This window comes from Paracoccus sanguinis, assembly GCF_012689545.1.
GTDB lineage: Bacteria > Pseudomonadota > Alphaproteobacteria > Rhodobacterales > Rhodobacteraceae > Paracoccus > Paracoccus panacisoli.
On record NZ_CP051542.1, the window covers coordinates 1,475,248 to 1,497,051 of the forward strand.

At 72.1% G+C, this 21,804-nt stretch carries 20 protein-coding genes; 9 read left to right on the plus strand and 11 right to left on the minus strand.

From position 1 onward, the window contains the following. Positions 1-246 precede the first annotated feature (246 nt). Entirely contained in the window at positions 247-1,236 is a 990-nt protein-coding gene (locus tag HGN31_RS07010) for an LLM class flavin-dependent oxidoreductase (protein WP_043134088.1), read from the plus strand. Beyond that, positions 1,233-2,084, plus strand: a complete 852-nt coding sequence (locus tag HGN31_RS07015) for an SDR family oxidoreductase (RefSeq protein ID WP_168782759.1) — start codon at positions 1,233-1,235, stop codon at positions 2,082-2,084. Before HGN31_RS07010 ends, HGN31_RS07015 begins: the two co-directional genes overlap by 4 nt. A 38-nt stretch (positions 2,085-2,122) precedes the next feature. Here the strand turns inward: HGN31_RS07015 and HGN31_RS07020 are convergent, their stop codons facing one another. Further along, entirely contained in the window at positions 2,123-2,755 is a 633-nt protein-coding gene (locus HGN31_RS07020; protein WP_052513192.1) for a COG3650 family protein, read from the minus strand. 362 nt (positions 2,756-3,117) lie between these two features. Between HGN31_RS07020 and HGN31_RS07025 the strand changes: the two genes are divergently transcribed. Then, positions 3,118-4,008 carry a cation diffusion facilitator family transporter gene (locus HGN31_RS07025; protein ID WP_043131967.1) on the plus strand — a complete coding sequence of 297 codons (891 nt, stop codon included), beginning with the start codon at positions 3,118-3,120 and terminating at the stop codon, positions 4,006-4,008. 78 nt (positions 4,009-4,086) lie between these two features. Here the strand turns inward: HGN31_RS07025 and dxs are convergent, their stop codons facing one another. The 10 genes from dxs to bioB all read right to left on the minus strand — a co-directional run bounded on the left by dxs (position 4,087) and on the right by bioB (position 13,362). Next, positions 4,087-6,057 (minus strand): 1-deoxy-D-xylulose-5-phosphate synthase, encoded by a 1,971-nt coding sequence (gene dxs, locus HGN31_RS07030; RefSeq protein ID WP_168782760.1) that lies wholly within the window; start codon positions 6,055-6,057, stop codon positions 4,087-4,089. A gap of 60 nt (positions 6,058-6,117) precedes the next feature. Continuing rightward, positions 6,118-6,996, minus strand: coding sequence for a polyprenyl synthetase family protein (locus HGN31_RS07035; RefSeq protein WP_168782761.1), 879 nt, complete (start codon positions 6,994-6,996; stop codon positions 6,118-6,120). Between the two features lie 3 nt (positions 6,997-6,999). Continuing rightward, positions 7,000-7,242 carry an exodeoxyribonuclease VII small subunit gene (locus tag HGN31_RS07040; RefSeq protein WP_036699987.1) on the minus strand — a complete coding sequence of 81 codons (243 nt, stop codon included), beginning with the start codon at positions 7,240-7,242 and terminating at the stop codon, positions 7,000-7,002. Next, complete coding sequence (locus tag HGN31_RS07045; RefSeq protein WP_168782762.1) at positions 7,239-8,156, minus strand: histone deacetylase family protein; 918 nt, start codon at positions 8,154-8,156, stop codon at positions 7,239-7,241. The genes HGN31_RS07040 and HGN31_RS07045 overlap by 4 nt, the downstream gene beginning before the upstream one ends. 119 nt (positions 8,157-8,275) lie before the next feature. After that, a complete protein-coding gene (locus tag HGN31_RS07050) occupies positions 8,276-8,554 on the minus strand; it encodes an I78 family peptidase inhibitor (RefSeq protein WP_036707714.1) in 279 nt (92 codons plus the stop codon). A gap of 11 nt (positions 8,555-8,565) precedes the next feature. Next, positions 8,566-8,952, minus strand: a complete 387-nt coding sequence (locus tag HGN31_RS07055; protein ID WP_244961165.1) for a hypothetical protein — start codon at positions 8,950-8,952, stop codon at positions 8,566-8,568. A gap of 182 nt (positions 8,953-9,134) precedes the next feature. Further along, positions 9,135-10,376: an adenosylmethionine--8-amino-7-oxononanoate transaminase gene (locus tag HGN31_RS07060; protein ID WP_168782763.1), complete on the minus strand. Its 1,242-nt coding sequence runs from the start codon at positions 10,374-10,376 to the stop codon at positions 9,135-9,137. Between the two features lie 61 nt (positions 10,377-10,437). Beyond that, positions 10,438-11,118, minus strand: coding sequence for an ATP-dependent dethiobiotin synthetase BioD (gene bioD / locus HGN31_RS07065; protein WP_244961167.1), 681 nt, complete (start codon positions 11,116-11,118; stop codon positions 10,438-10,440). After that, positions 11,115-12,266, minus strand: a complete 1,152-nt coding sequence (locus tag HGN31_RS07070; protein ID WP_168782765.1) for an 8-amino-7-oxononanoate synthase — start codon at positions 12,264-12,266, stop codon at positions 11,115-11,117. The genes bioD and HGN31_RS07070 overlap by 4 nt, the downstream gene beginning before the upstream one ends. A 4-nt stretch (positions 12,267-12,270) precedes the next feature. Beyond that, the gene (bioB, locus tag HGN31_RS07075) at positions 12,271-13,362 is read right to left on the minus strand and encodes a biotin synthase BioB (RefSeq protein WP_168782766.1); all 1,092 of its coding nucleotides are present in this window, start codon (positions 13,360-13,362) and stop codon (positions 12,271-12,273) included. 175 nt (positions 13,363-13,537) lie between these two features. On the opposite strand from bioB, the gene HGN31_RS07080 reads away from it, so the two are divergent. The 6 genes from HGN31_RS07080 (at position 13,538) to gyrB (ending at position 21,660) form a co-directional block, all read left to right on the plus strand. Further along, entirely contained in the window at positions 13,538-14,527 is a 990-nt protein-coding gene (locus tag HGN31_RS07080; RefSeq protein ID WP_036699972.1) for a BMP family lipoprotein, read from the plus strand. A 45-nt stretch (positions 14,528-14,572) separates the two neighbouring features. After that, on the plus strand, positions 14,573-16,210 hold the full coding sequence (locus tag HGN31_RS07085) for an ABC transporter ATP-binding protein (RefSeq protein ID WP_168783849.1): 1,638 nt from the start codon (positions 14,573-14,575) through the stop codon (positions 16,208-16,210). Further along, positions 16,207-17,301, plus strand: a complete 1,095-nt coding sequence (locus tag HGN31_RS07090) for an ABC transporter permease (RefSeq protein ID WP_168782767.1) — start codon at positions 16,207-16,209, stop codon at positions 17,299-17,301. Before HGN31_RS07085 ends, HGN31_RS07090 begins: the two co-directional genes overlap by 4 nt. Continuing rightward, positions 17,301-18,266 (plus strand): ABC transporter permease, encoded by a 966-nt coding sequence (locus tag HGN31_RS07095; protein WP_036699966.1) that lies wholly within the window; start codon positions 17,301-17,303, stop codon positions 18,264-18,266. The genes HGN31_RS07090 and HGN31_RS07095 overlap by 1 nt, the downstream gene beginning before the upstream one ends. After that, positions 18,250-19,047, plus strand: coding sequence for a purine-nucleoside phosphorylase (locus HGN31_RS07100; protein WP_168782768.1), 798 nt, complete (start codon positions 18,250-18,252; stop codon positions 19,045-19,047). The genes HGN31_RS07095 and HGN31_RS07100 overlap by 17 nt, the downstream gene beginning before the upstream one ends. Before the next feature lie 174 nt (positions 19,048-19,221). Beyond that, a complete protein-coding gene (gyrB, locus tag HGN31_RS07105; protein ID WP_036733922.1) occupies positions 19,222-21,660 on the plus strand; it encodes a DNA topoisomerase (ATP-hydrolyzing) subunit B in 2,439 nt (812 codons plus the stop codon). The last annotated feature ends 144 nt before the right edge of the window (positions 21,661-21,804 follow it).

Here is a 21,804-nt window from a genome sequence, read left to right on the forward strand (position 1 = left end):
CGTCCGCAGGGGTAACGCGGCGCGGCCCCAAGGGGAAATCACGCCGGGGCGAGGCGACCGGCGTCCCGCCCGTCACCGCCGCCGGCCGGGGCGCTGCCCCGGACCCCGGGATATTTGGGCAAGAAAGAAGCCGGGCGTTCGGTTTTCTCCCCGTCGCTGGTCTGCGGATCGCCCGGCCTCGGGCAACCTGACGTCAGCCGGGCGGCGCCTCTGGCAAGGCCCCGGCGCGGCCCCTATCTCTGCGGCATGGACATCTCGATTCTCGACCTCGCGCCGGTCCCCCAGGGGTCGGACGCGCGCGCCGCCATCGCCAGCAGCATCGCGCTGGCCCAGGCCGCCGAAACGCAAGGCTACGCCCGCTACTGGCTGGCCGAGCACCACAACCTGCCCGGCATCGCCAGCGCCGCCACCGCCGTGCTGATCGGCCACATCGCCGACCACACCAAGCGCATCCGCGTCGGCGCCGGCGGGATCATGCTGCCGAACCACGCCCCCCTCGCGGTGGCCGAGGCGTTCGGCACCCTCGCCACGATCCACGGCCCGCGCATCGACCTCGGGCTCGGCCGCGCGCCGGGCGGCGACGGGGCGGTGATGCGCGCCCTGCGCCGCGGGATGAGCCGCAACGACGACTTTCCGAACGACGTGGTGGAGCTGCTGTCCTACCTCGGTCCCGAGCGTCCCGGCGCCCCGGTCGCCGCCCACCCCGGGCAGGGCACCAACGTCCCGGTCTGGATCCTCGGCTCGTCGCTCTACGGGGCAAGCCTCGCCGCGGCGCTCGGCCTGCCCTACGCCTTCGCCAGCCACTTCGCGCCGAACGACCTCGACGAGGCGCTGCGGCTCTACCGCACCCGCTTCGAGCCCGGCCCCTGGGGCCAGTCCCCGCGCTTCATGCTGGCCGCGAACCTGGTCGCGGCCGACACGGACGCCGCGGCGCGCAAGCTGCGGACCAGCCAGCAGCAGAGCTTCTATCGCCTGCGCACCGGCACCCCCGGCAAGCTGCCGCCGCCCGTCGATGACCTCGACAGCGTGGTGCCGCCGCAGTTCCAGTCGATGGTGGACAGCCTGCTCAGCGTCTCGGCCGTGGGCGGGCCCGAGGCGGTCAAGGCGCAGCTCGATGCGCTGGTCGCCCGCTACCAGCCCGACGAGCTGATCCTGACTGGCAACATCTGGGACCCCGAGGCGCGGCTGCGGTCCTTCGCCATCGGCGCCGAGGTGATGGGCCTGTCGCGTCCATGAGGCTCGTGGTCCTCGGCCACGGCTATTCGGCCGGGTTCCTGACCCGGCTGCTGGTCCCGCGGGGCTGGGCCGTCACCGGCACCACCCGCGACGACCCCGCCCGCGTGGCGGACGCCGGCGCGACCCCGCTGCGCTGGCCGGGCGAGGAGCCCGCGATCCGCGCCGAGATCGCCCGCGCCGACGCCATCCTGATCAGCGCTGGCCCCGACGCCGAGGGCGACCCGGCGCTGCGCGACTTCGCCGACGCGCTGGCCACCGCCCCGACCCGCTGGCTCGGCTATCTCTCGACCACAGGGGTCTATGGCGACCACGCGGGCGGCTGGGTCGACGAGACCACCCCCCTCACCCCCGCCACCCGCCGCGGCCAGCAGCGCGTCGCCGCCGAGGCCGCGTGGCAGGCGCTGGCCGCGGCCCACGGGCTACCGCTGCATATCTTCCGCCTTGCCGGAATCTACGGCCCCGGCCGCGGCCCGTTCCAGAAGCTGCGCGAGGGCACCGCCCGCCGCATCGTCAAGCCCGGCCAGGTGTTCTCGCGCATCCACGCCGAGGACATCGCCCAGACCCTCGCCGCCTCGATCGCGCGGCCGAACCCGGGCGCGATCTACAACCTCTGCGACGATGACCCCGCCCCGCCCGAGGCGGTCATCGCCCACGCGGCCGCGCTGCTCGGCGTGCCGGTCCCCCCGGCCGAGGACTACGCCACCGCCGAGATGACCCCGATGGCGCGCAGCTTCTATGCCGAGAGCAAGCGGGTGGCGAACGACCGCATCAAGCGCGAGCTGGGGGTGCAGCTGCGCCACCCGGACTATCGCAGCGGCCTCAAGGCGCTGCTCGCCGCCGAGGGCTGAGGCCGCCGTCGCGGCCCTGGCCGCCCGCGCCCGGCGCCTCAAGGCGCGAGGCGGCAGCACCCGGTCTGCATCCGGCTGGGCTGCCCGGCGCCGTCGAAGACCAGCACCGCCGACAGCCCGTAGACCCGATCCGACATCCCGTCGCTGCACTGCGCGGGCTGGATCACCGCCGTCATTCGCCCCTGCCCGTCGCCGGCGATCACCGCCCGCGCCGGGCTGCGCGGCAGGCCGTCGTCCAGCACCACGCGCCGCTCCATCGCGCGGGCGCCCTCGGGCGTCTCATAGACCACTTGCGGCCCGACCTGCCGCACCGACCAGAACGGCTCGGTCCCGAGGCAGTTCAGCCCCGCCGGCAGCCCGCCCGGCAGCCACACGTCGGTGCGATAGGCGAGGTAGCGGGCGTTGACCCACCCCGCCCGCTCGGCGGTGTTGACCTGCGCCCAACCGGCGCGCTCGGCCACCACCTCGACCCCTTTGGCGTCGGCGGGCAGCGTGCCGATGATCCGCGCCTGCGCGCTCGGCGTCTCGCGGATGTTGAGCTTGTCGCCCGCCGCCACCCCGGTCACGTCGAAGAGCGTCGGCAGCACGTATTCCGGCGTCGCCGCGGCCGGGCCGCAAAGCAGCGACAGGCCGAGCGAGAGCGCAAGGGCAGAAGCAGGGGCAAGGCGCATGGGGGCAGGCTCCGACAGGACGGTGAGCCCCCATCCTGCCCCACGACGCGCCGCCCCGCTACCGCGCAGAGCGCCCGGGCGCGCCCGCCGCAGGACACGCTTTGGCGAGGCGGCCGTGCGCCCGGCTCCCGCCGTCCCCTCCCCCCTTCCGCATCTGCCGTCACCGGTGCACCGCCCCCGCTCCCGAAGGCGAGCGGCCCGTCTGCCGTCACCGCCGCACCGCCCGCGCGTCCGCCGCCCTCTCCCCGAGAGCCATCTCCCCTGCCCAAATATCCCCGCCGGAGGCGCCCCGCCCTCGCCGGTTGCCCCGCCCCGCCCCGGGGTCTATACGCGCCCCGAACCCGAACTGCCCGGCGGTCCCCGTGTCCACGACCCTCAAACTCGCCATCGGCAGCCTGGTGATCGGGGTCATCGTCCTCGGGCTCAAGACGCTCGCCTGGTGGATCACCGGCTCGGTCGCGCTGCTGTCGGACGCGCTGGAAAGCACCGTCAACCTCGCTACCGCCATCGCCGCGCTGGTGGCGATCCGCGTGGCCGCCCTGCCCGCCGACGCCAACCACCCCTTCGGCCACCACAAGGCCGAGTTCTTCAGCGCCGTCCTCGAGGGGGTGATGATCATCATCGCCGCGATGCTGATCCTGCGCGAGGCGTGGGACGGGTTCTTCGCCCCCCGCGCCCTCGACGCCCCGATCGAGGGGCTGCTGCTCAACGGCGCCGCCACCGCGATCAACGCGGTCTGGGCCGGGGTGCTGGTGCGGCAGGGGCGGCGGCTGCGCTCACCCGCGCTGGTGGCGGACGGGCGGCACCTGTGGACCGACGTCATTACCTCGGCCGGCGTCGCGCTCGGCGTGCTTGCGGCCATCGTCACCGGCTGGCTGGTGCTCGACCCGCTCATGGCGGGGGTGGTGGCGCTCAACATCCTGTGGTCGGGCGCCCGCGTGGTGCGCGATTCGCTCAGCGGGCTGATGGACGAGGCGGTGCCCGAGGACACGCTCGACCGCATCCGCACCGCCATCTCGACCGAGGCCCACGGCGCGGTCGAGGCGCACGACCTGCGCACCCGCCATGCCGGCGCCGCGACCTTCGTCGAGTTCCACCTCGTCGTGCCGGGCGCGATGACCGTCCTTGACGCGCACGAGATCTGCGACCGGGTCGAAGCGGCGATCAAGGCTGAGGTGCCCGACACCCGCGTGACGATCCACGTCGAGCCCGAACACAAGGCCAAGCACAGCGGGATCGTGGTGCTGACCTGAGGCGGGCGCGAGCCTGACCAGTGCGGGCCGCCCGCGTCGGCCCAACCGTCTCGGCCAGGCCCCGCCTCTCCCCCGGCGTCAGGCCCGCCGCCCGAGCGACGCGACCCCCAGCACCTCGAGCACCTTGGCCTCGATCTGCGGCGCGTTCATCGCCGCCGCCGCATACATCGCCTCGGGCGAGGCATGGTCGATGAACGTGTCGGGCAGGACCATGCTGCGGAACCTCAGCCCGCGGTCGAACACGCCCTCGTCCGCCAGAAGCTGCGCGACGTGGCTGCCGAACCCGCCGACCGCGCCCTCCTCGATGGTGATCAGCGCCTCGTGCTCGCGCGCCAGCCGCAGGACCAGCTCGCGGTCCAAGGGCTTCGCGAACCGCGCATCCGCCACCGTCACCGCGATGCCGCGCTGCGCCAGCGCCTCGCGCGCCACCATCACCTCGGCCAGCCGCGTGCCGAACGACAGCACCGCGACCCGCCCGCCCTCGGCGATCATCCGTCCGCGCCCGATCTCGAGCGGCTCGGCCCGCTCGGGTAGCTCGACCCCCACGCCCTCGCCGCGCGGGAATCGGAAGGCCGAGGGCCGGTCGTCCAGCGCCGCGGCGGTGGCGACCATCCGCGTGAGTTCCGCCTCGTCAGCGGCGGCCATGACCACGAAGCCGGGCAGGTTGGCGAGGAAGGCCACGTCATAGGCCCCGGCATGGGTCGCCCCGTCGGCGCCGACCAGCCCGGCCCGGTCGATGGCGAAGCGCACCGGAAGGCGCTGGATCGCCACATCGTGCACGACCTGATCGTAGCCGCGCTGCAGGAAGGTCGAATAGAGCGCGCAGAACGGCCGCAGCCCGCCCGCCGCCAGCCCCGCAGCGAACGTCACCGCGTGCTGCTCGGCAATCCCCACGTCGAAGCAGCGGCGCGGGAAGCGCTCGGCAAAGAGGTTGAGCCCGGTCCCGTCCGGCATCGCCGCGGTGATCGCCACGATCTTCTCGTCGCGTTCCGCCTGCGCGATCAGCGCCTTGGCAAAGACCGAGGTATAGCTCGGCGCGTTCGACTTGGCCTTGGCCTGCTCGCCCGTCACCACGTCGAAGCGCGCCCGCGCATGGCCGCGGTCGGCCGAGGATTCCGCGGGCGCGTAGCCCTTGCCCTTCTTCGTCACCGCGTGGATCAGCACCGGCCCGTCGGCCCGCGCCTTCACCGTCCTGAGCAGCGGCAGAAGCTGCTCGAGGTCGTGGCCGTCGACCGGCCCGATGTAGGAAAACCCCAACTCCTCGAACAGCGTGCCGCCGATGGTCATGCCCTTGAGCATTTCCTTGGCGCGCCGCGCCCCCTCCTGCATCGGCGGGGGCAGCAGGCTCACGGCGCCCTTGGCGGCGGCCTTGAGTTCCTGGAACGGGCCGCGGGTGTAAAGGCGGGTCAGATAGGACGACAGCGCCCCGGTCGGGGGGGCGATGGACATCTCGTTGTCGTTCAGGATCACGAACAGCCGGCTGCCCAGGTGGCCGGCGTTGTTCAGCGCCTCGAAGGCCATGCCCGCGCTCATCGCGCCGTCGCCGATCACCGCCACCGCGTCGCCCGGATCGCCGCCCAGATCGCGCGCCACCGCAAAGCCCAGCGCCGCCGAAATCGACGTGGACGAATGCCCCGCGCCGAACGGGTCGTGCGCGCTCTCGGCGCGCTTGGTGAAGCCCGAGAGGCCGCCCTCCATCCGCAGCGTGCGGATGCGGTCGCGCCGCCCGGTCAGGATCTTGTGGGGATAGCACTGGTGGCCCACGTCCCAGATGATCTTGTCGCGCGGGCTCTCGAAGACCGCGTGCAGCGCGACGGTCAGCTCGACCACGCCCAGCCCGGCGCCCAGATGGCCGCCGGTGACGCTCACCGCGCTGATCGTCTCGGACCGCAGCTCGTCGGCCAGCTGGCGCAGCTCGCGGTCGCTCAGCGCCTTGAGGTCCGCCGGCCCCGACACCCGGTCGAGAAGCGGCGTCGCGGGCCGCGGCTGCGGCGCCGCGGCGGGGGCCGAGAGCACGGGCTCGGGGGCGGGAGGGGTCGTGTCGGTCATCGGCTGGCCCTTTCCGGGCGCTGGCAGGGGCGCGCGCCCCCGCCAGAGACAGGTGCCGCGTCAGGTCTGGCGGTGGATAACGAAACGCGCCAGTTGCCGCAAGTTTCCGGCCGCGTCGGCGTTCACCCCCTCGGCCTCGTCGTTCAGCGCCGCCTCGGCCCGCGCCACGATCGCCGCGGCCTTGTCGCGCGCCTCGTCAAGCCCGAGCAGCGAGACGAAGGTGGCCTTGCCCAGCCGCGCGTCCTTGCCGGTGCGCTTGCCGGTCTGCTCGGGGTCGCCCGTCACGTCGAGGATGTCGTCGGCGATCTGGAACGCGAGCCCCAGCCCCTTGGCATACTCGGAGAGCGGCGCCGGATCGGCCCCCGCCATCACCGCGCCGGCGGTCGCCGCGAACTGGATCAGCGCCCCGGTCTTGGCCTGCTGCAGCGCCTTGACCTCGGCGAGGTCCAGCGGCTCGACCGCCGTTTCGGCAGCGATGTCGCGGGCCTGCCCCCAGACCATCCCCCGCGCGCCCACGGCGGCGGCGAAGCGGCGCAGCAGCGCCACGCGGATCTCGCAATCCCCGATGGCGGGGTCGGCCAGCATCTCGAACGCCCGCGCCTGCAGCGCGTCGCCGGCGAGGATCGCCGTCGCCTCGGACCACTGGATATGCACCGTGGGCATCCCGCGGCGCAGGTCGTCGTCGTCCATCGCCGGCAGGTCGTCGTGGACGAGGCTGTAGGCGTGCAGCATCTCGACCGCCACCGCGACCGGCATCGCGTGGGCATCCGCGACCCCGTGCAGCCGCGCCGATTCCAGCACCAGGAACGCGCGGATGCGCTTGCCGCCGACGCAGGCATAGCGCATCGCATCGGTCAGGTCGCCGTCCGGCAGATCGGCCAGCGCGGCCTCGAGCGCCGCGTTCACCGCCGCGCGCACCGCCTCCATCCGGGCGATCATCGCCTAAAGACCCTCGACCGGCGTGGTGCCCACCGGCTCACCCGAGGCCGAGAGCATGATCTTCTCCACCCGCTCCTCGGCCTGCCGCAGCCGCCGCTCGCAATGGGCGCGCAGCTTGGCGCCGCGCTCGTACAGCGCGATCGACTCGTCCAGCGTCGCCTCGCCATGCTCGAGCTTGCCCACGACGGACTCGAGCTCCTTCATCGCGTCCTCGAAGGACATCCGGTCGATCTCGGGGTCGGTCATTGAGCGGCTTCCTTGAGTGTTTCGACGTGCACGCGGGCCGAGCGGCCCAGCGCGGCGAGATCATAGCCGCCTTCCAGCACCGATACCACAGGCGCCCCCGCGGCCCGCGCGGCGTCGCGGATCAGCGCCGTGACGGCGGCGAAATCGGCCTCGGTCCAGTTGAGCTGCGCCAGCGGATCGGCGGCATGGGCGTCGAACCCGGCCGAGACGACGACCAGCCCCGGCCGCCAGTCGGCCAGCCGCGCGGCGATCAGCCGCCAGGCCGCGACCGCCTCGGCCCCGCCCGATCCGGGGCGCAGCGGGACGTTCATCACCTGCCCGTGGGCGCCCGTCTCGTACGCCGCCCCGGTGCCGGGATAAAGCGGCATCTGGTGGGTCGAGGCGAAGAACGCCCGTCCCTCGGTCCACAGGATGTCCTGCGTGCCGTTGCCGTGGTGGACATCGAAATCCACCACCGCCACCCGGTCGAGCCCGTGATGTTCGAGCCCCCGCAGCGCCGCGATGGCGGCGGTGCCGAGCAGGCAGAACCCCATCGCCGTCTCGCGCTCGGCATGGTGGCCGGGCGGGCGCATGGCGACGAAGGCGCTCTCGTCCTCGCCGCCCAGCACCGCATCGACGGCCGCGCAGGCCCCGCCCACGGCCCTGAGCGCCGCGGTCAGGCTGCCGGGGGACAGATGCGTGTCGGCGTCCAGCGCCACGCTGCCCTGCGCGGGCACCGCCGCCCGCAGCCGGTCGAGGTACCGCGCCGGGTGGGCGCGCAGCAGGTCCGCCTCGTCCGCCTCCGGGCAGTCGCGCGGCGCCAGCGCCAGCGGCGCGAGGGCCTTCAGCACCGCGGCGTGGCGGGCGACCTGTTCGGGATGGCCGGGCGGGGTCAGGTGTCCCTCGGCCGAAGCGTCAGAGTAGAGCAGCGTCATGCCTGCCACGCTGGCCCAACCGCGGCGATCCCGCAACCCTCGCGCGCCCGCGCCCCCGGCCCGCCCGGGTTGATGTTTCGCAGTCCGCGCGCGGGAGTGCGCCCCGCGCGCGGCGCCGTTCAGTAGCAGCCGACCTTGGCGATCCGCCCGTCGGTGCCGGTCTCGATGTTCAGCCGGTCGGGCCGGAAATCCGCCGTCACCGCGTCGCCCGGCCCGATCACCCGGCTGCCCGCCGGCAGCATCATGGTCCTGAGCACCGACTGTGGCTGGCCGACCAGCCCCTGGAACCCCGAGGCCTTGCAGAGGTCCGCGTCCGGCAGCGGCGCCGCGCCGGGCGGCGGCACCGGCTCGACGCAGGCGGCCAGCGCCAGCAGCGGCAGAAGGGCGAGCGCGCGCATCACCGCCGCCCTCAGCCGCAGGTCACGGCGGCGATGTTGCCTGCCGCGTCAAGCTGGAAGGCGATCCTGAGGGCGTTGTACTCCTCGGGTTCGATGCCGCGATATTCCGCGACCCGGTACTGCCGGGTGATCCCCAGCGTCGGGATCACGCTCGCCGGCTGGCCGATGGCGCTGCGGTAGTTGGCGGCGTGGCAGGCGTCCGGCTCGCGCGATTGCAGCCCGGCGACGCCGGTGATCGGGGGCGGGGCCACCTCGGGCATCGGGGCCACCACGGCTACCGGCTCGGGCGCCGGAACCGGGGCCGCCATGCAGCCGGCCAGCAGGGCTGCGGCCGCCAGCGCGAGGCCGTGGGCCATCACGCGCTGCGGCACGAAAAGGGGAAATCTGGGTGTGGTCATCGCTCGTCCTCGTCTCTGTCGTCGGGGGTGCGCCGCGGTCTTGCGCCCGGCTCTGCCCGCTCCGCCTATAGCCGTGGCGCCGCGGCCAGCGCCAGCGCCTGCACGCCAGACTGCCGCAGCCGCCCCGCCCCTGTCACCGCCGCGCATCAGCGCCGCCGGTCACATCCCCGCCAGCAGGCGGCTCAGGGGGCGAAGGCCGCGATCGTGTCCCACACGCGGTCCAGCTCGGCCGCCGAGATGCCGTAGGGCGGCAGCACATAGACCGTGCTGCCGAGCGGCCGCAGCAGCACGCCCTGGTCGAGCGCAAAGCCCCTGAGCCGCTGCCCCGCCGCGGCGAGATAGCCAGCGCCGTCCACCCGCAGGTCCAAGGCCGCGATGGTCCCGCAGCGCCGCGCGCCGGTGAAGCGCGCCGCGCCCCCGACCGCCGCCAGCCGCTCGGCCTGCATCGCGCCCAAGGCGTCGAGCTGCGCCTGCATCCCGCCCGCCTGCCAGATCCGCGCATTGGCCAGTCCCGCCGCGCAGGCGATGGGGTTGGCGGTATAGCTCGACGAATGGAAGAAGGTCTTGGCCCGGTCCTCGGACCAGTGCGCGGCAAACACCGCCTCGGTCGCCAGCGTCGCGGCCAGCGGGATGGCACCCCCGGTCAACCCCTTGGACGTGCAGAGGATGTCCGGCGCGATCCCGGCATGGTCGCAGGCCCAGAGCCGCCCGGTCCGGCCCCATCCGGTCATCACCTCATCGGCGATCAGCAGCACCCCGTGCCGGTCGCAGGCGGCGCGCAGCCGCGCCAGCACCTCGGGCGGATACATCAGCATCCCCCCCGCCCCGAGCACCAGCGGCTCGACGATCAGCGCGGCAAGGTCGCCCTGCGCCGCCAGCGCCTCGAAGGCGGCCAGCGTCGCCGCTCCGTCGCCCTCGGGGAAGGGCAGGCTGTCCACCGCGAACATCAAGGGCTGATAGGCAGCGTTGAAGACCCCGCGGGCGCCGACGCTCATCGTCCCGATGGTGTCGCCGTGATAGCTGCCGTCGAGCACCGCGATCCGGTGCCGCGGCCGGCCGCTGTTCGCCCAGAACCCCAGTGCCATCTTCAGCGCCACCTCGACGCTGGTCGAGCCGCTGTCGGAATAGAACACCCGCGTCAGCCCCGCGGGGGCGAGGTCCACGAGCGCCCGCGCCAGATCCTCGGCCGGCTGATGGGTCAGCCCGGCGAAGATCACCTGGTCCAGCCGCTCGGTCTCGGCCCGGATCGCCGCCATGATCGGCGGATGCCGGTGGCCGTGGGTGATCACCCACCAGCTCGAGATCGCGTCGATCAGCGGGCCGCGGTCGGTCTCGATCACCGATCCCTCGGCCTTGAGCGCGCGCGGCGGCCGAGGCTCGGTGGCGTGCTGGGTGAACGGGTGCCAGACGGGCGAATCGGTCATCGGGGTCTCCGTTGCGCCGCAGGCACGGCCGGTGGCGGGGATGGTGCGGACCAGCGGGCGGTCAGGCGAAATCCTGCGGGTCGAAGCCCGCGCGCATCGCGGCGGACAGGCTGCCGGGCGTCAGCGGATCGAGCCGCGGCAACCGGCCCAACACCCGCACCTGCCCGATCTGGCCGATGGTGGCGATGTTGTCGGGGTTGTCGTCGCCGACGAAGGCCACGCCGTGCACAAGGCACCCCCGTGCCCGCAGCGACTCGAGCGCCGTGAGCGCGTGGCTGATCGTCCCGAGCCCGGTCGTCGCGACGAGGATCACCGGCAGCCCCCAGCGCGCGAACAGCTCGGCCGACAGCAGCTCGCGGGTGATCGGGACGAGCACGCCGCCCGCACCCTCGATCACCAGCGGGTCCGCGTCGGGCAGCGGCAGGTCGGGGATGGCGACACCGGCGAGTTCCGCCGCCCGGTGCGGCGAGAGCGGGTCGGGCAGCACCACCGTCTCGGGCAGCGTTTCGGCGCCGGTGATGCGGCGGACGAAGGCGCTGTCGCTTTCCGGCCCTTCAGCAGGATCGTTCGCATGAACTGTGCATGAACCTTGCACGAACGGTGCAGGAACATCGGATGGTTCGTGCATCGCCGAAACCGGGATGCCGGTCTGCACCGGCTTCCAGTAGCGCGCCCCGATCAGCCCCGTCAGCCCGGCCGCGAACACCGTCTTGCCGATGTTCGTCCCGGTCCCTGTGATCACAAATCGGGCCATAGTCGCTCCAACGTCGCGGCAAGCCGCACCACGTCCTCGGCCGAGGCGTTCAGCGTCAGCGACACCCGCAGCCGTGCGGTCCCCGGCGGCACCGTCGGCGGGCGGATGCCGCGAACGTCGAAGCCCTCGGCCTGTACCGCCGCGGCAAGCCGCATGGTGGCGGCGTCCTCGCCCACGATCAGCGGCACGATCTGGCTGCCCGACATCGGCAGATGCGGCAGCCGCGTCGACATTTCCTGCGAAAACAAGGCGATATGGTCGTGCAACCGCTGCGGCAGATCGGGTTCGTCGCGCAGCAGGTCGAGCGCCGCGCCCCCCGCGACCGCCATCAGCGGCGAGGGCGCGGTGGCGAAGATGAACGGCCGGGCGCGGTTGATCAGCGCTGCGCGCAGCACCGCCGGCAGGCAGAGCAGCGCGCCCGACCCGCCGAGCGCCTTGCCCAGCGTGTGCAGCGTGATCACGTTCTCGCGCCCCTCGAGCGCGTACGAGAGGCCCTTGCCGCCCGGCCCCCAGACGCCCGTCGCGTGGGCCTCGTCGACGATCAGAAACCCTTCCCGATCCGCGAGTTGCGCCAGATCGTCCAGCGGCGCCCGGTCGCCGTCCATGCTGTAGAGGCTCTCGACCGCGATCCACACCGCGCCCTTGCCGCCCCGCGCCCGCCACTCTGTGATCACATCCTCGGCGTGGCCCGAGTCGTTGTGCCGGAACTCGGCCACCTCGGCCCGCGCCAGCCGCGCCCCGTCGCGGGTCGAGGCATGGCTCAGCGCATCCATCAGCAGCAGGTCGCCCCGCTGCGGCAGGGTCGAGACCACCGCCACGTTGGCCTGATACCCGCCCCCGAAGCCCAGCGCGGCCTCGGCCCCGAAGAAGGCGGCGGCGTTGATTTCAAAGGCTTCCTGCCAGTCGGTGTTGCCCCTGAGCAGCCGCGACCCGGCCGCGCCGACGGGCACGCCGTCCGCGAGCGCCGCCTGCACCGCGGCGGCCAACCGGGGGTGCCCGGCGAGCCCGAGATAGTCGTTCGAGGCGAAATCGACCCCCGCCCGCGGGATCAGCCGCCGCGTCCGCCCGGCGGCCTCGAGCGCGGCGAGATCGGCGCGGAACGGCGCCAGCCGGTCGGGCGTGCTGACGTCCCGCATCGGCTCAGCGCAGGATCGGAACCGGCGTCTCGCCCGAGGCCGCGCGCATCGGACAGGCCGCGGGCGCACCCTCGGGGATCGCCGCGGGGGCCGGCGCGGCGGTGCCGTCCGCGGGCGCGTGCTCCCACGCGACCATCGGCTGCATCCCGAGTTTCGCCAGCAGTTTCATGTCCTTGTCCTCGTCCGGGTTGCCCGCCGTCAGCAGCGTCTCACCCACGAAGATCGAGTTCGCGCCGGCGAAGAAGCACAGCGCCTGCATCTCGTCGGTCATCTCGGTGCGGCCGGCTGATAGCCGCACATGGCTTTCCGGCATCATGATCCGGGCCAGCGCGATGGTGCGCACGAAGTCGATCGGATCGACCGGCGGGGCATCGGCGAGCGGCGTGCCGGGGATCGGGATCAGCAGGTTCAAGGGCACCGAATCCGGCGGCTCGGGCAGGTTGGCCAGCGTCACCAGCATGTCCACTCGGTCCTGCGCGCCCTCGCCCAGGCCGAGGATGCCGCCCGAGCAGACCTTGATCCCGCTGTCGCGGACCACCGCCAGCGTATCCAGCCGGTCGGCGTAGCTGCGGGTCGTGATCACGTTGGAATAATGCGCCTCGGACGTGTCCACGTTGTGGTTGTAATAGTCGAGCCCCGCCGCCGCGAGCCGCGTCGCCTGGGATTTGTCGAGCATTCCCAGCGTCATGCAGGTTTCCATGCCCAGCGCCTTGACGCCTTCGACCATGGCCACGATCTGCGCCATGTCGCGCTCTTTGGGCGACCGCCAGGCGGCGCCCATGCAGTAGCGGGTGGCCCCGGCGGCCTTGGCGCGGGCGGCCTCGGCGATGACCCGCTGCACCTCCATCAGCTTCGACGCCGACAGGCCCGAATCATGCCGCGCGGACTGGCTGCAATAGCTGCAATCCTCGGGGCAGCCGCCGGTCTTGATCGACAGAAGCCGCGAGAGCTGCACCCGGTTGGGGTCGAAGTGCGCCCGGTGGACGGTCTGGGCGCGGAACAGCAGCTCCATGAACGGCAGATCGAAGATCTCGCGCGCGGCCTCGGGGGTCCAGTGCGGGCGGCCGGTGAGGGAGGGGGCGGTCGGGGCGTTCATCCGTAGCCTCGCAACATATGTTTGCAGGGGCGGGTTAGCAGGATTGACTGCCCCTGTTCAATGCCCTCGGGAAATGCCGCGCTGCGGGCCTGTCGCGGGCCTGTCGCGGCGTTTGTCATTGACGCCGCCGGGCGCATTTCCTGTAATCCCCGCAAAACCAACGGGAGAGCTGACCATGACCCTGATGACCCGTCTTGCGGCCGGTGCCGCGGCGCTGGCGCTGACCTGCGGCGCCGCCGCGGCCGATCCGGCGCTGATCTTCGACCTTGGCGGCAAGTTCGACAAATCCTTCAACGAGGCCGCCTATCACGGCGCCGAGAAGTGGAAGACCGAGACCGGCGGCAACTACAAGGAACTCGAGATGCAGTCCGAGGCCCAGCGCGAACAGGCGCTGCGCCGGCTGGCCGAGACCGGGGCGAACCCGATCGTGATGACCGGCTTCGCCTTCGGCGACGTGCTGACCAAGGTCGCGCCGGATTATCCCGACACCCGCTTCGTCATCATCGACACCGTGGTCGAGGCGCCGAACGTCCAGTCGGTCGTCTTCAACGAGGGCGAGGGCAGCTATCTGGCCGGGATCGCGGCGGCGAAAGCCTCGAAATCCGGGACCGTCGGCTTCATCGGCGGGATGGACGTGCCGCTGATCCGCAAGTTCGCCTGCGGCTATGTGCAGGGCGTCAAGGCGACGAACCCCGACGCCAAGGTCATCCAGAACATGACGGGCACCACCCCCGCGGCGTGGAACGACCCCGTGAAGGGGGGCGAGCTTGCCCGCGCGCAGAAGGCGCAGGGCGCGGACGTGATCTATGCCGCGGCCGGCGGCACCGGCATCGGCGTGCTGCAGGCCGCGGCCGACGAGGGGATCCTGTCCATCGGCGTCGATTCGAACCAGAACCACCTGCATCCGGGCAAGGTGCTGACCTCTGTGGTGAAGGGCGTCGACAACTCGGTCTACGAGGCGTTCAAGGCCGGCACCGCGGTCGAGCCGGGCACCAAGGTCATGGACCTCAAGTCGGGCGGCGTCAGCCTCGCCATGGACGACAACAACAAGCCGCTGATGACCGACGAGATCACCAAGGCCATCGACGAGGCCTCGGCCAAGATCGCCTCGGGCGAGATCAAGGTCCACGACTACATGACGGACAACGCCTGCCCGGTCCAGTAAGTGACGCCGACCCAACCCGAGGCGGGGCCCGATCGCGGCCCCGCCCTGCCGACCGACCGGGGGCGCGCGGCCGCCCCCGGCACCCCGCCCGCCATCGAGCTGCGCGGGATCTCGAAATCCTTCGGGCCGGTGCAGGCCAACCGCGACATCTCGATGGTCGTCCCGCGCGGCACGATCCACGGCATCGTGGGCGAGAACGGCGCCGGCAAGTCGACGCTGATGTCGATCCTCTACGGGTTCTACCGCCCCGATGCGGGCGCGATCCTGATCGGCGGGCGCGACGCGGGCATCACCGACAGCCAGTCCGCGATCCGCGCCGGGATCGGCATGGTGTTCCAGCATTTCAAGCTGGTCCCGAACATGACCGTGGTCGAGAACGTCATCCTCGGGGCCGAGGACAGCGCGCTGCTCGCCCCCTCGCTCAGCCGGGCGCGCAAGGAACTGCGGCGGTTGGCGGCGGAATACGAGATGCAGGTCGATCCCGATGCGGTGGTCGAGACGCTGTCGGTGGGCCACCAGCAACGGGTGGAAATCCTCAAGGCGCTGTACCGCCAGGCCGACATCCTGATCCTCGACGAGCCGACGGGCGTGCTGACCCCGGCCGAGGCCGACCACCTGTTCCGCATCCTCCGCGGGCTCAGGGACGAGGGCAAGACGATCATCCTGATCACCCACAAGCTGCGCGAGATCATGGAGATCACCGACAACGTCAGCGTCATGCGGCGCGGCGAGATGGTGGCGACGGTGCGCACGGCCGAGACCTCGCCCGAGCAGCTCGCCGAGCTGATGGTCGGGCGCAAGGTGCTGCTCAGGGTGGACAAGACCCCGGCCCGGCCGGGGGCCCCGGTGCTCGAGATCAGCGGCCTCAGGATGCGCGACCGGCACGGGGTCGAGCGGCTGCGCGGCATCGACCTGATGGTGCGCGCGGGCGAGATCCTCGGCATCGCCGGGGTCAGCGGCAACGGTCAGACGCAGCTGATGGAGATCCTCGGCGGCTACCCCGAGCCCGGCGCCCGGATCGAGGGCGCGGCGCGGCTGAACGGCGCGGGGCTGCCCCTGATCGGCGCCGATGCGGCGGCGCGAAGGCGCGCGGGCGTCGGCAACATCCCCGAGGACCGGCAGGTCGAGGGGCTGATCATGGACTTCGACGCGTGGGAGAACACCGTCTTCGGCCACCACCGCGACCCCGAATACCAGTCCGGCCTGCTGATGGACCGCGAGGCGATCCGCAGCCGCGCCGCCCGGCTGATCGAGCATTTCGACGTCCGCCCGCCGAACCCCGACCTCGCCGCGCGCAACTTCTCGGGCGGGAACCAGCAAAAGATCGTGGTCGCGCGCGAGATCGAGGAACGCCCGTCGCTGCTGCTGGTCGGCCAGCCGACGCGGGGCGTGGACATCGGCGCCATCGAGTTCATCCACCGCCGCCTGATCGAGATGCGCGACGCGGGCGCGGCGATCCTGCTCGTCTCGGTCGAGCTGGACGAGATCCTTGGCCTCTCTGACCGGATCGCGGTGATGTTCGACGGCCGGATCATGGGCGAACGCCTGCCCGACCGGACGACGGCGGGGGAACTGGGGCTGCTCATGGCGGGGGTGGACCCGGCCACGCACCGGGCCGATGAGGGGATCACGCCCGCGACCGCCCCCGCCGCTGCCGGCGATCCGCTCAAGGTGATTTCATGACCCGCCTGCCCCGCTGGGCCGACCTGATCCTCACCCCGCTGATCTCGCTGGCGCTGGCCTTCGGGCTGTCGGCGCTGGTGATCCTCGCCATCGGCCAGGACCCGTGGGAGGCGCTTCGGACGATGGTCACCGGCGCGCTCGGGTCGTCCTACGGCTGGGGCTACACGCTCTACTACGCGACGAACTTCATCTTCACCGGGCTCGCGGTGGCGGTGGCGGCGCACGCGGGGCTGTTCAACATCGGTGCCGAGGGGCAGGCGACGCTGGGCGGCCTCGGGGTCGCGCTGGTGTGCCTGTCGCTGCCCTGGCCGCACTGGGCGCTGGCGCTGCCCGCGGCGATGGTGGGGGCGGCGCTCTTCGGCGCGGCCTGGGCCTTCATTCCGGCGTGGTTGCAGGCCAAGCGTGGCAGCCACGTCGTGATCACCACGATCATGTTCAACTTCATCGCCGCGGCGCTGCTGAACTGGCTGCTCGTCAACGTCATGCGCCCGGCGGGCAGCATGGACCCGGCGACGGCGCGGTTTCCCGCCGGCACCACCCTGCCGACGCTGAGCGACATGGCCGCCGCCGTGGGGATGAGCTGGGGCCGCTCGACGCCCGCCAACATCACCTTTCTGATCGCCGTCGCCGCCTGCGTCCTCGTCTGGGTGCTGATCTGGCGCACCCCGCTGGGCTACGAGATCCGCGCCTTCGGCAAGTCCGAGCGGGCGGCGCGCTATGCGGGGATCTCGCCGGTGCGGATCACCGTGATCGCCATGCTGATCTCGGGCGCGCTGGCCGGGCTGATGACGATCAACAACGTCATGGGCGAGGCCGGGCGGCTGGTCCTGACCAACGTCGAGGGCGCGGGCTTCATCGGCATCGCCGTGGCGCTGATGGGGCGCAACCACCCGCTGGGCATCCTGCTCTCGGCGCTGCTGTTCGGGTTCCTCTACCAGGGCGGGGGCGAGCTCGCGCTGTTCTCGAACATCCCGCGCGAGCTGATCGTGGTGATCCAGGCGCTGGTGATCCTGTTCACCGGCGCGCTCGACAACATGGTGCGGATGCCGCTCGAGCGGCTGTTCGCCGGGCGGTCGGGGGGGCGCGGGTGATGGACTACGCCACCGTCCTGCAGATCCTCGACAGCGCGGTGCGGCTGATGACGCCGCTGCTGCTCGCCTGCCTCGCGGGGCTCTTCTCGGAACGCTCGGGGATCTTCGACATCGGGCTGGAAGGCAAGATGCTGATCGCGGCCTTTGCGGCAGGCGCGGCGGGGGCGATGACCGGGAACCTGTGGCTGGGGCTCGGGGCGGCGATCGTGGCCTCGGGGGCGCTGGCGCTGATCCACGGGGCGACGGCGATCACCTTTCGCGGCAACCAGCTGATCTCGGGCGTGGCGATCAACTTCCTCGCCTCGGGCCTGACGGTGCTTCTGGGGCAGAGCTGGTTCGGGCTCGGCGGGCGCACCCCCTCGCTCGAGGCCGGGGCGCGGTTCCAGCCGATCACCCTGCCCTTCGCCGAGGCGCTGCGCGGCGTGCCGGTGCTGGGGCCGTTCTACGCCGAGGTCGTCTCGGGGCACACGCTGCTGGTCTATGTGGCGCTGGCGCTGGTGCCGGCGACGTGGTGGCTGCTCTACCGGACCCGCTTCGGGCTGCGGCTGCGAGCGGTGGGGGACAACCCGGCGTCGGTCGATACCGCCGGCGTCTCGGTCGTGCGGCTGCGCTGGACGGCGGTGCTGATCACCGGGGCGCTGTGCGGGCTGGCGGGGGCCTATCTCGCCGCGGGCCTCTCGGCCGGGTTCGTCAAGGAGATGACCGCCGGGCGCGGCTACATCGCGCTCGCCGCGCTGATCTTCGCCAACTGGCGGCCGTGGCGGGCGCTGGGGGCCACCTTCCTCTTCGGGCTGATGGAGGCGGTGGCCAACCGCTACCCCGAGATCGACCTCGGGCCGGTCACGGTCCCGTCCATGTTCATGCAGGCGCTGCCCTATATCCTGACCGTCGTGATCCTTGCCGGGTTCATCGGCCGCGCCACGCCCCCCCGTGCCGGAGGAGAGCCCTATGTCAAAGAGCGCTGAGCTGGCGCGTCTGGTCCGCGACCGCGCCGGGTCCGAGCCGCCGGCCTACGGGCTGGTGCTGGGCTCGGGTCTGGGCCACCTCGGCGGCGTGGTCGAGGGGGTGGCGATCCCCTATGCCGACCTCGACGGGTTTCCCCATGCGGGGGTCTCGGGGCACGTCCCGCAGCTTTACCTCGGCCAACTCGAGGGGCGGCGGGTGGCGGTGTTCGGCGGCCGGTCGCATTACTACGAGACCGGGCGCCCCGACGCGATGCGCCTGCCGCTCGAGCTGCTGTCCGAACTCGGCTGCGACCGGCTGATCCTGACCAACGCCGCCGGCAGCCTGCGCGAGGACATTCCGCCGGGCGAGCTGATGCTGCTCTCGGACCACATCGCCTTCGCCGGCACCAACCCGCTGATCGGCGAGCGCGACGAGCGCCGCTTCGTCCCGCTGACCGACGCCCACGACCCGGGCATCCGCGCCGACCTGCGCGCCGCCGCGGCGGCCGAGGGGGTGGCGCTGCCCGAGGGGGTCTATGCGTGGTTCTCGGGTCCGTCGTTCGAGACGCCGGCCGAGATCCGAGCGGCCCGCGTCCTCGGCGCCGATGCGGTGGGGATGTCCACGGTGCCCGAGATCATCCTCGGCCGCTTCCTCGGCCTGCGCTGCGCGGCGGTGTCGGTGATCACCAACATGGGGGCGGGGCTCTCGACCGAGCGGATCAGCCACGACCACACCAAGCAGATGGCCCCGATCGGGGCGGAGAAGCTCGAACGGGTGCTGCGGCGGTTCCTGCGGGACTGAGCGCGGCGCGGGGGTGGCGCACGCCTGCCGCCGTCGACACCCCGACCGGACGGCGCCGTGACGCCGGACGGATGGGGGGCGCGTGGGCAGAAGCCCACCAAATCCTGTGTCATTGCGTGACATTGGCGGGGGCGGTCGCTATATGATGCGGGTCAATCGCAGGATACCAGACGCATGACCGCAGTCCCCGCGGCGCAGCCCGAATACGGCGCCGATTCCATCAAGGTTCTCAAGGGTCTCGAGGCCGTCCGCAAGCGGCCCGGGATGTATATCGGGGACACCGACGACGGCTCTGGCCTGCACCACATGGTCTATGAGGTCGTGGACAACGGCATCGACGAGGCGCTGGCCGGCCACGCCGACGTCGTCTCGGTCAAGATCCACGCCGACAGCAGCGTGAGCGTGCGCGACAACGGCCGCGGCATCCCGGTGGACAAGCACCCCACCGAAGGCGTCAGCGCCGCCGAGGTCATCATGACCCAGCTTCATGCCGGCGGGAAGTTCGACCAGAACAGCTACAAGGTCTCGGGCGGCCTGCACGGGGTCGGCGTCTCGGTGGTCAACGCGCTGAGCGACTGGCTCGAGCTGCGCATCTGGCGGGGCGGCAAGGAACACTACGCCCGCTTCGAGCACGGCGACACGGTCGAGCATCTGCGCGTCGTGGGCGACGCGGCGCCGGGCGAAAAGGGGACCGAGGTGCGCTTCCTCGCCAGCTCGCGCGAGCATGGCGGGACGGGCACGTTCTCGAACCTCGACTACAGCTTCAAGACGCTGGAAAACCGGCTGCGGGAACTCGCGTTCCTCAACTCGGGCGTCCGCATCGTGCTTGAGGACGAGCGCCCGGCCGAGCCGCTGCGGACCGAGCTGTTCTACGAGGGCGGGGTGCGTGAGTTCGTCCGCTACCTCGACCGCTCGAAGAACCCGGTGCTGCCCGACCCGATCTTCATCACCGGCGAGCGCGGCGGGATCGGGGTCGAGATCGCCATGTGGTGGAACGACAGCTACCACGAGACGGTCCTGCCCTTCACCAACAACATCCCCCAGCGCGACGGCGGCACGCACCTTGCGGGCTTCCGCGGCGCGCTGACGCGGGTCATCAACGCCTATGCCCAGTCCTCGGGCATCGCCAAGCGCGAGAAGGTGGACTTCACCGGCGACGACGCCCGCGAGGGGCTGACCTGCGTGCTGTCGGTCAAGGTGCCCGACCCCAAGTTCTCGAGCCAGACCAAGGACAAGCTGGTCTCGTCCGAGGTGCGGCCGGCGGTCGAGACGCTGATGAACGAGAAGCTGGCCGAGTGGTTCGAGGAGAACCCGACCGAGGCCAAGGCCATCGTCGGCAAGATCGTCGAGGCGGCGCTGGCGCGCGAGGCGGCGCGCAAGGCGCGCGAGCTGACCCGACGCAAGACGGCGATGGACGTGGCGAGCCTGCCCGGCAAGCTCGCCGACTGTCAGGAGAAGGACCCGGCGCTGGCCGAGCTGTTCATCGTCGAGGGTGACAGCGCCGGCGGCTCGGCCAAGCAGGGCCGGTCGCGCCAGAACCAGGCGGTGCTGCCGCTCCGCGGCAAGATCCTGAACGTCGAGCGGGCGCGCTTCGACCGGATGCTGTCCTCCGAGATGATCGGCACGCTGATCACCGCGCTCGGCACCGGCATCGGGCGCGACGAGTTCAACCTCGGCAAGCTGCGCTACCACAAGATCGTCATCATGACCGACGCCGACGTGGACGGCGCGCATATCCGCACGCTGCTGCTCACGTTCTTCTTCCGGCAGATGCCGCAGCTGATCGAGGCCGGCCACCTCTACATCGCCCAGCCGCCGCTTTACAAAGTCGCGCGCGGCCGGTCCGAGGTCTATCTCAAGGACCAGCAGGCGCTTGAGGATTACCTGATCGCGCAGGGGATCGAGGGCGCCAGCCTGCGCCTCGGCTCGGGCGAAGAGATCACCGGCGCGGACCTCGCGCGGGTGGTGGACGAGGCGCGGCTCGCGCGGCGGGTGCTCAGGGCCTATCCGACCCACTACCCGGCGCACATCACCGAGCAGGCGGCGATCGCGGGCGCGATGGTCGCCGGCGCGCTCGAGGCGGATGCGGGTGCGGTGGGCGCCGCGGTGGCCGAGCGGCTGGACATGGTAGCCGAGGAGTATGAGCGCGGCTGGGCGGCCCGGCCGACGCAGGACGGCGGCCTGCGGCTGGCGCGGATGCTGCGCGGGGTCGAGGAGAGCCGGCTGCTCGACGGGCCGATGCTGCGCTCGGGCGAAAGCCGGCGGCTGGGGCAGATGACCGACGCGCTGCGAGAGGTCTATGGCCAGCGCGCGACGCTGGTGCGCAAGGACCGCGAGCTGCCGATCATGGGCCCGCTGTCGCTGCTGGACGCGATCTTCGCCGAGGGCGAGAAGGGCCTGAACCTGCAGCGCTACAAGGGTCTGGGCGAGATGAACCCCGAGCAGCTGTGGGAGACGACGCTCGACCCCGAGGCGCGGACCATGCTGCAGGTGCGGATCGAGGACGTGGCCGAGGCCGACGACATCTTCACCAAGCTGATGGGCGACGTGGTCGAGCCGCGGCGCGACTTCATCCAGCAGAATGCGCTGAGCGTGGAGAACCTGGACGCCTGACGGCGTCTTTGGGCTGGGCGGAACCCAGGCGGCCGTCCCCCGCGTCGGACGGCGCCAACCGGTTGCATTTTAGCAACGGCGCGCTGTTTCCGCAGCCGCTGATCGTGTAATCCGAAACCGCGCCATCTATGCGGCGTTATCCAC

Bases quoted from the DNA above. Each gene is read 5' to 3' on its own strand.
- HGN31_RS07010 (WP_043134088.1), top strand. From the start codon at position 247: ATGGACATCTCGATTCTCGACCTCGCGCCGGTCCCCCAGGGGTCGGAC.
- HGN31_RS07015 (WP_168782759.1), top strand. From the start codon at position 1,233: ATGAGGCTCGTGGTCCTCGGCCACGGCTATTCGGCCGGGTTCCTGACC.
- HGN31_RS07020 (WP_052513192.1), bottom strand. From the start codon at position 2,755: ATGCGCCTTGCCCCTGCTTCTGCCCTTGCGCTCTCGCTCGGCCTGTCG.
- dxs (WP_168782760.1), bottom strand. From the start codon at position 6,057: ATGACCGACACGACCCCTCCCGCCCCCGAGCCCGTGCTCTCGGCCCCC.
- HGN31_RS07035 (WP_168782761.1), bottom strand. From the start codon at position 6,996: ATGATCGCCCGGATGGAGGCGGTGCGCGCGGCGGTGAACGCGGCGCTC.
- HGN31_RS07040 (WP_036699987.1), bottom strand. From the start codon at position 7,242: ATGACCGACCCCGAGATCGACCGGATGTCCTTCGAGGACGCGATGAAG.
- HGN31_RS07045 (WP_168782762.1), bottom strand. From the start codon at position 8,156: ATGACGCTGCTCTACTCTGACGCTTCGGCCGAGGGACACCTGACCCCG.
- HGN31_RS07050 (WP_036707714.1), bottom strand. From the start codon at position 8,554: ATGCGCGCGCTCGCCCTTCTGCCGCTGCTGGCGCTGGCCGCCTGCGTC.
- HGN31_RS07055 (WP_244961165.1), bottom strand. From the start codon at position 8,952: ATGACCACACCCAGATTTCCCCTTTTCGTGCCGCAGCGCGTGATGGCC.
- HGN31_RS07060 (WP_168782763.1), bottom strand. From the start codon at position 10,376: ATGACCGATTCGCCCGTCTGGCACCCGTTCACCCAGCACGCCACCGAG.
- HGN31_RS07070 (WP_168782765.1), bottom strand. From the start codon at position 12,266: ATGCGGGACGTCAGCACGCCCGACCGGCTGGCGCCGTTCCGCGCCGAT.
- bioB (WP_168782766.1), bottom strand. From the start codon at position 13,362: ATGAACGCCCCGACCGCCCCCTCCCTCACCGGCCGCCCGCACTGGACC.
- HGN31_RS07080 (WP_036699972.1), top strand. From the start codon at position 13,538: ATGACCCTGATGACCCGTCTTGCGGCCGGTGCCGCGGCGCTGGCGCTG.
- HGN31_RS07090 (WP_168782767.1), top strand. From the start codon at position 16,207: ATGACCCGCCTGCCCCGCTGGGCCGACCTGATCCTCACCCCGCTGATC.
- HGN31_RS07095 (WP_036699966.1), top strand. From the start codon at position 17,301: ATGGACTACGCCACCGTCCTGCAGATCCTCGACAGCGCGGTGCGGCTG.
- HGN31_RS07100 (WP_168782768.1), top strand. From the start codon at position 18,250: ATGTCAAAGAGCGCTGAGCTGGCGCGTCTGGTCCGCGACCGCGCCGGG.
- gyrB (WP_036733922.1), top strand. From the start codon at position 19,222: ATGACCGCAGTCCCCGCGGCGCAGCCCGAATACGGCGCCGATTCCATC.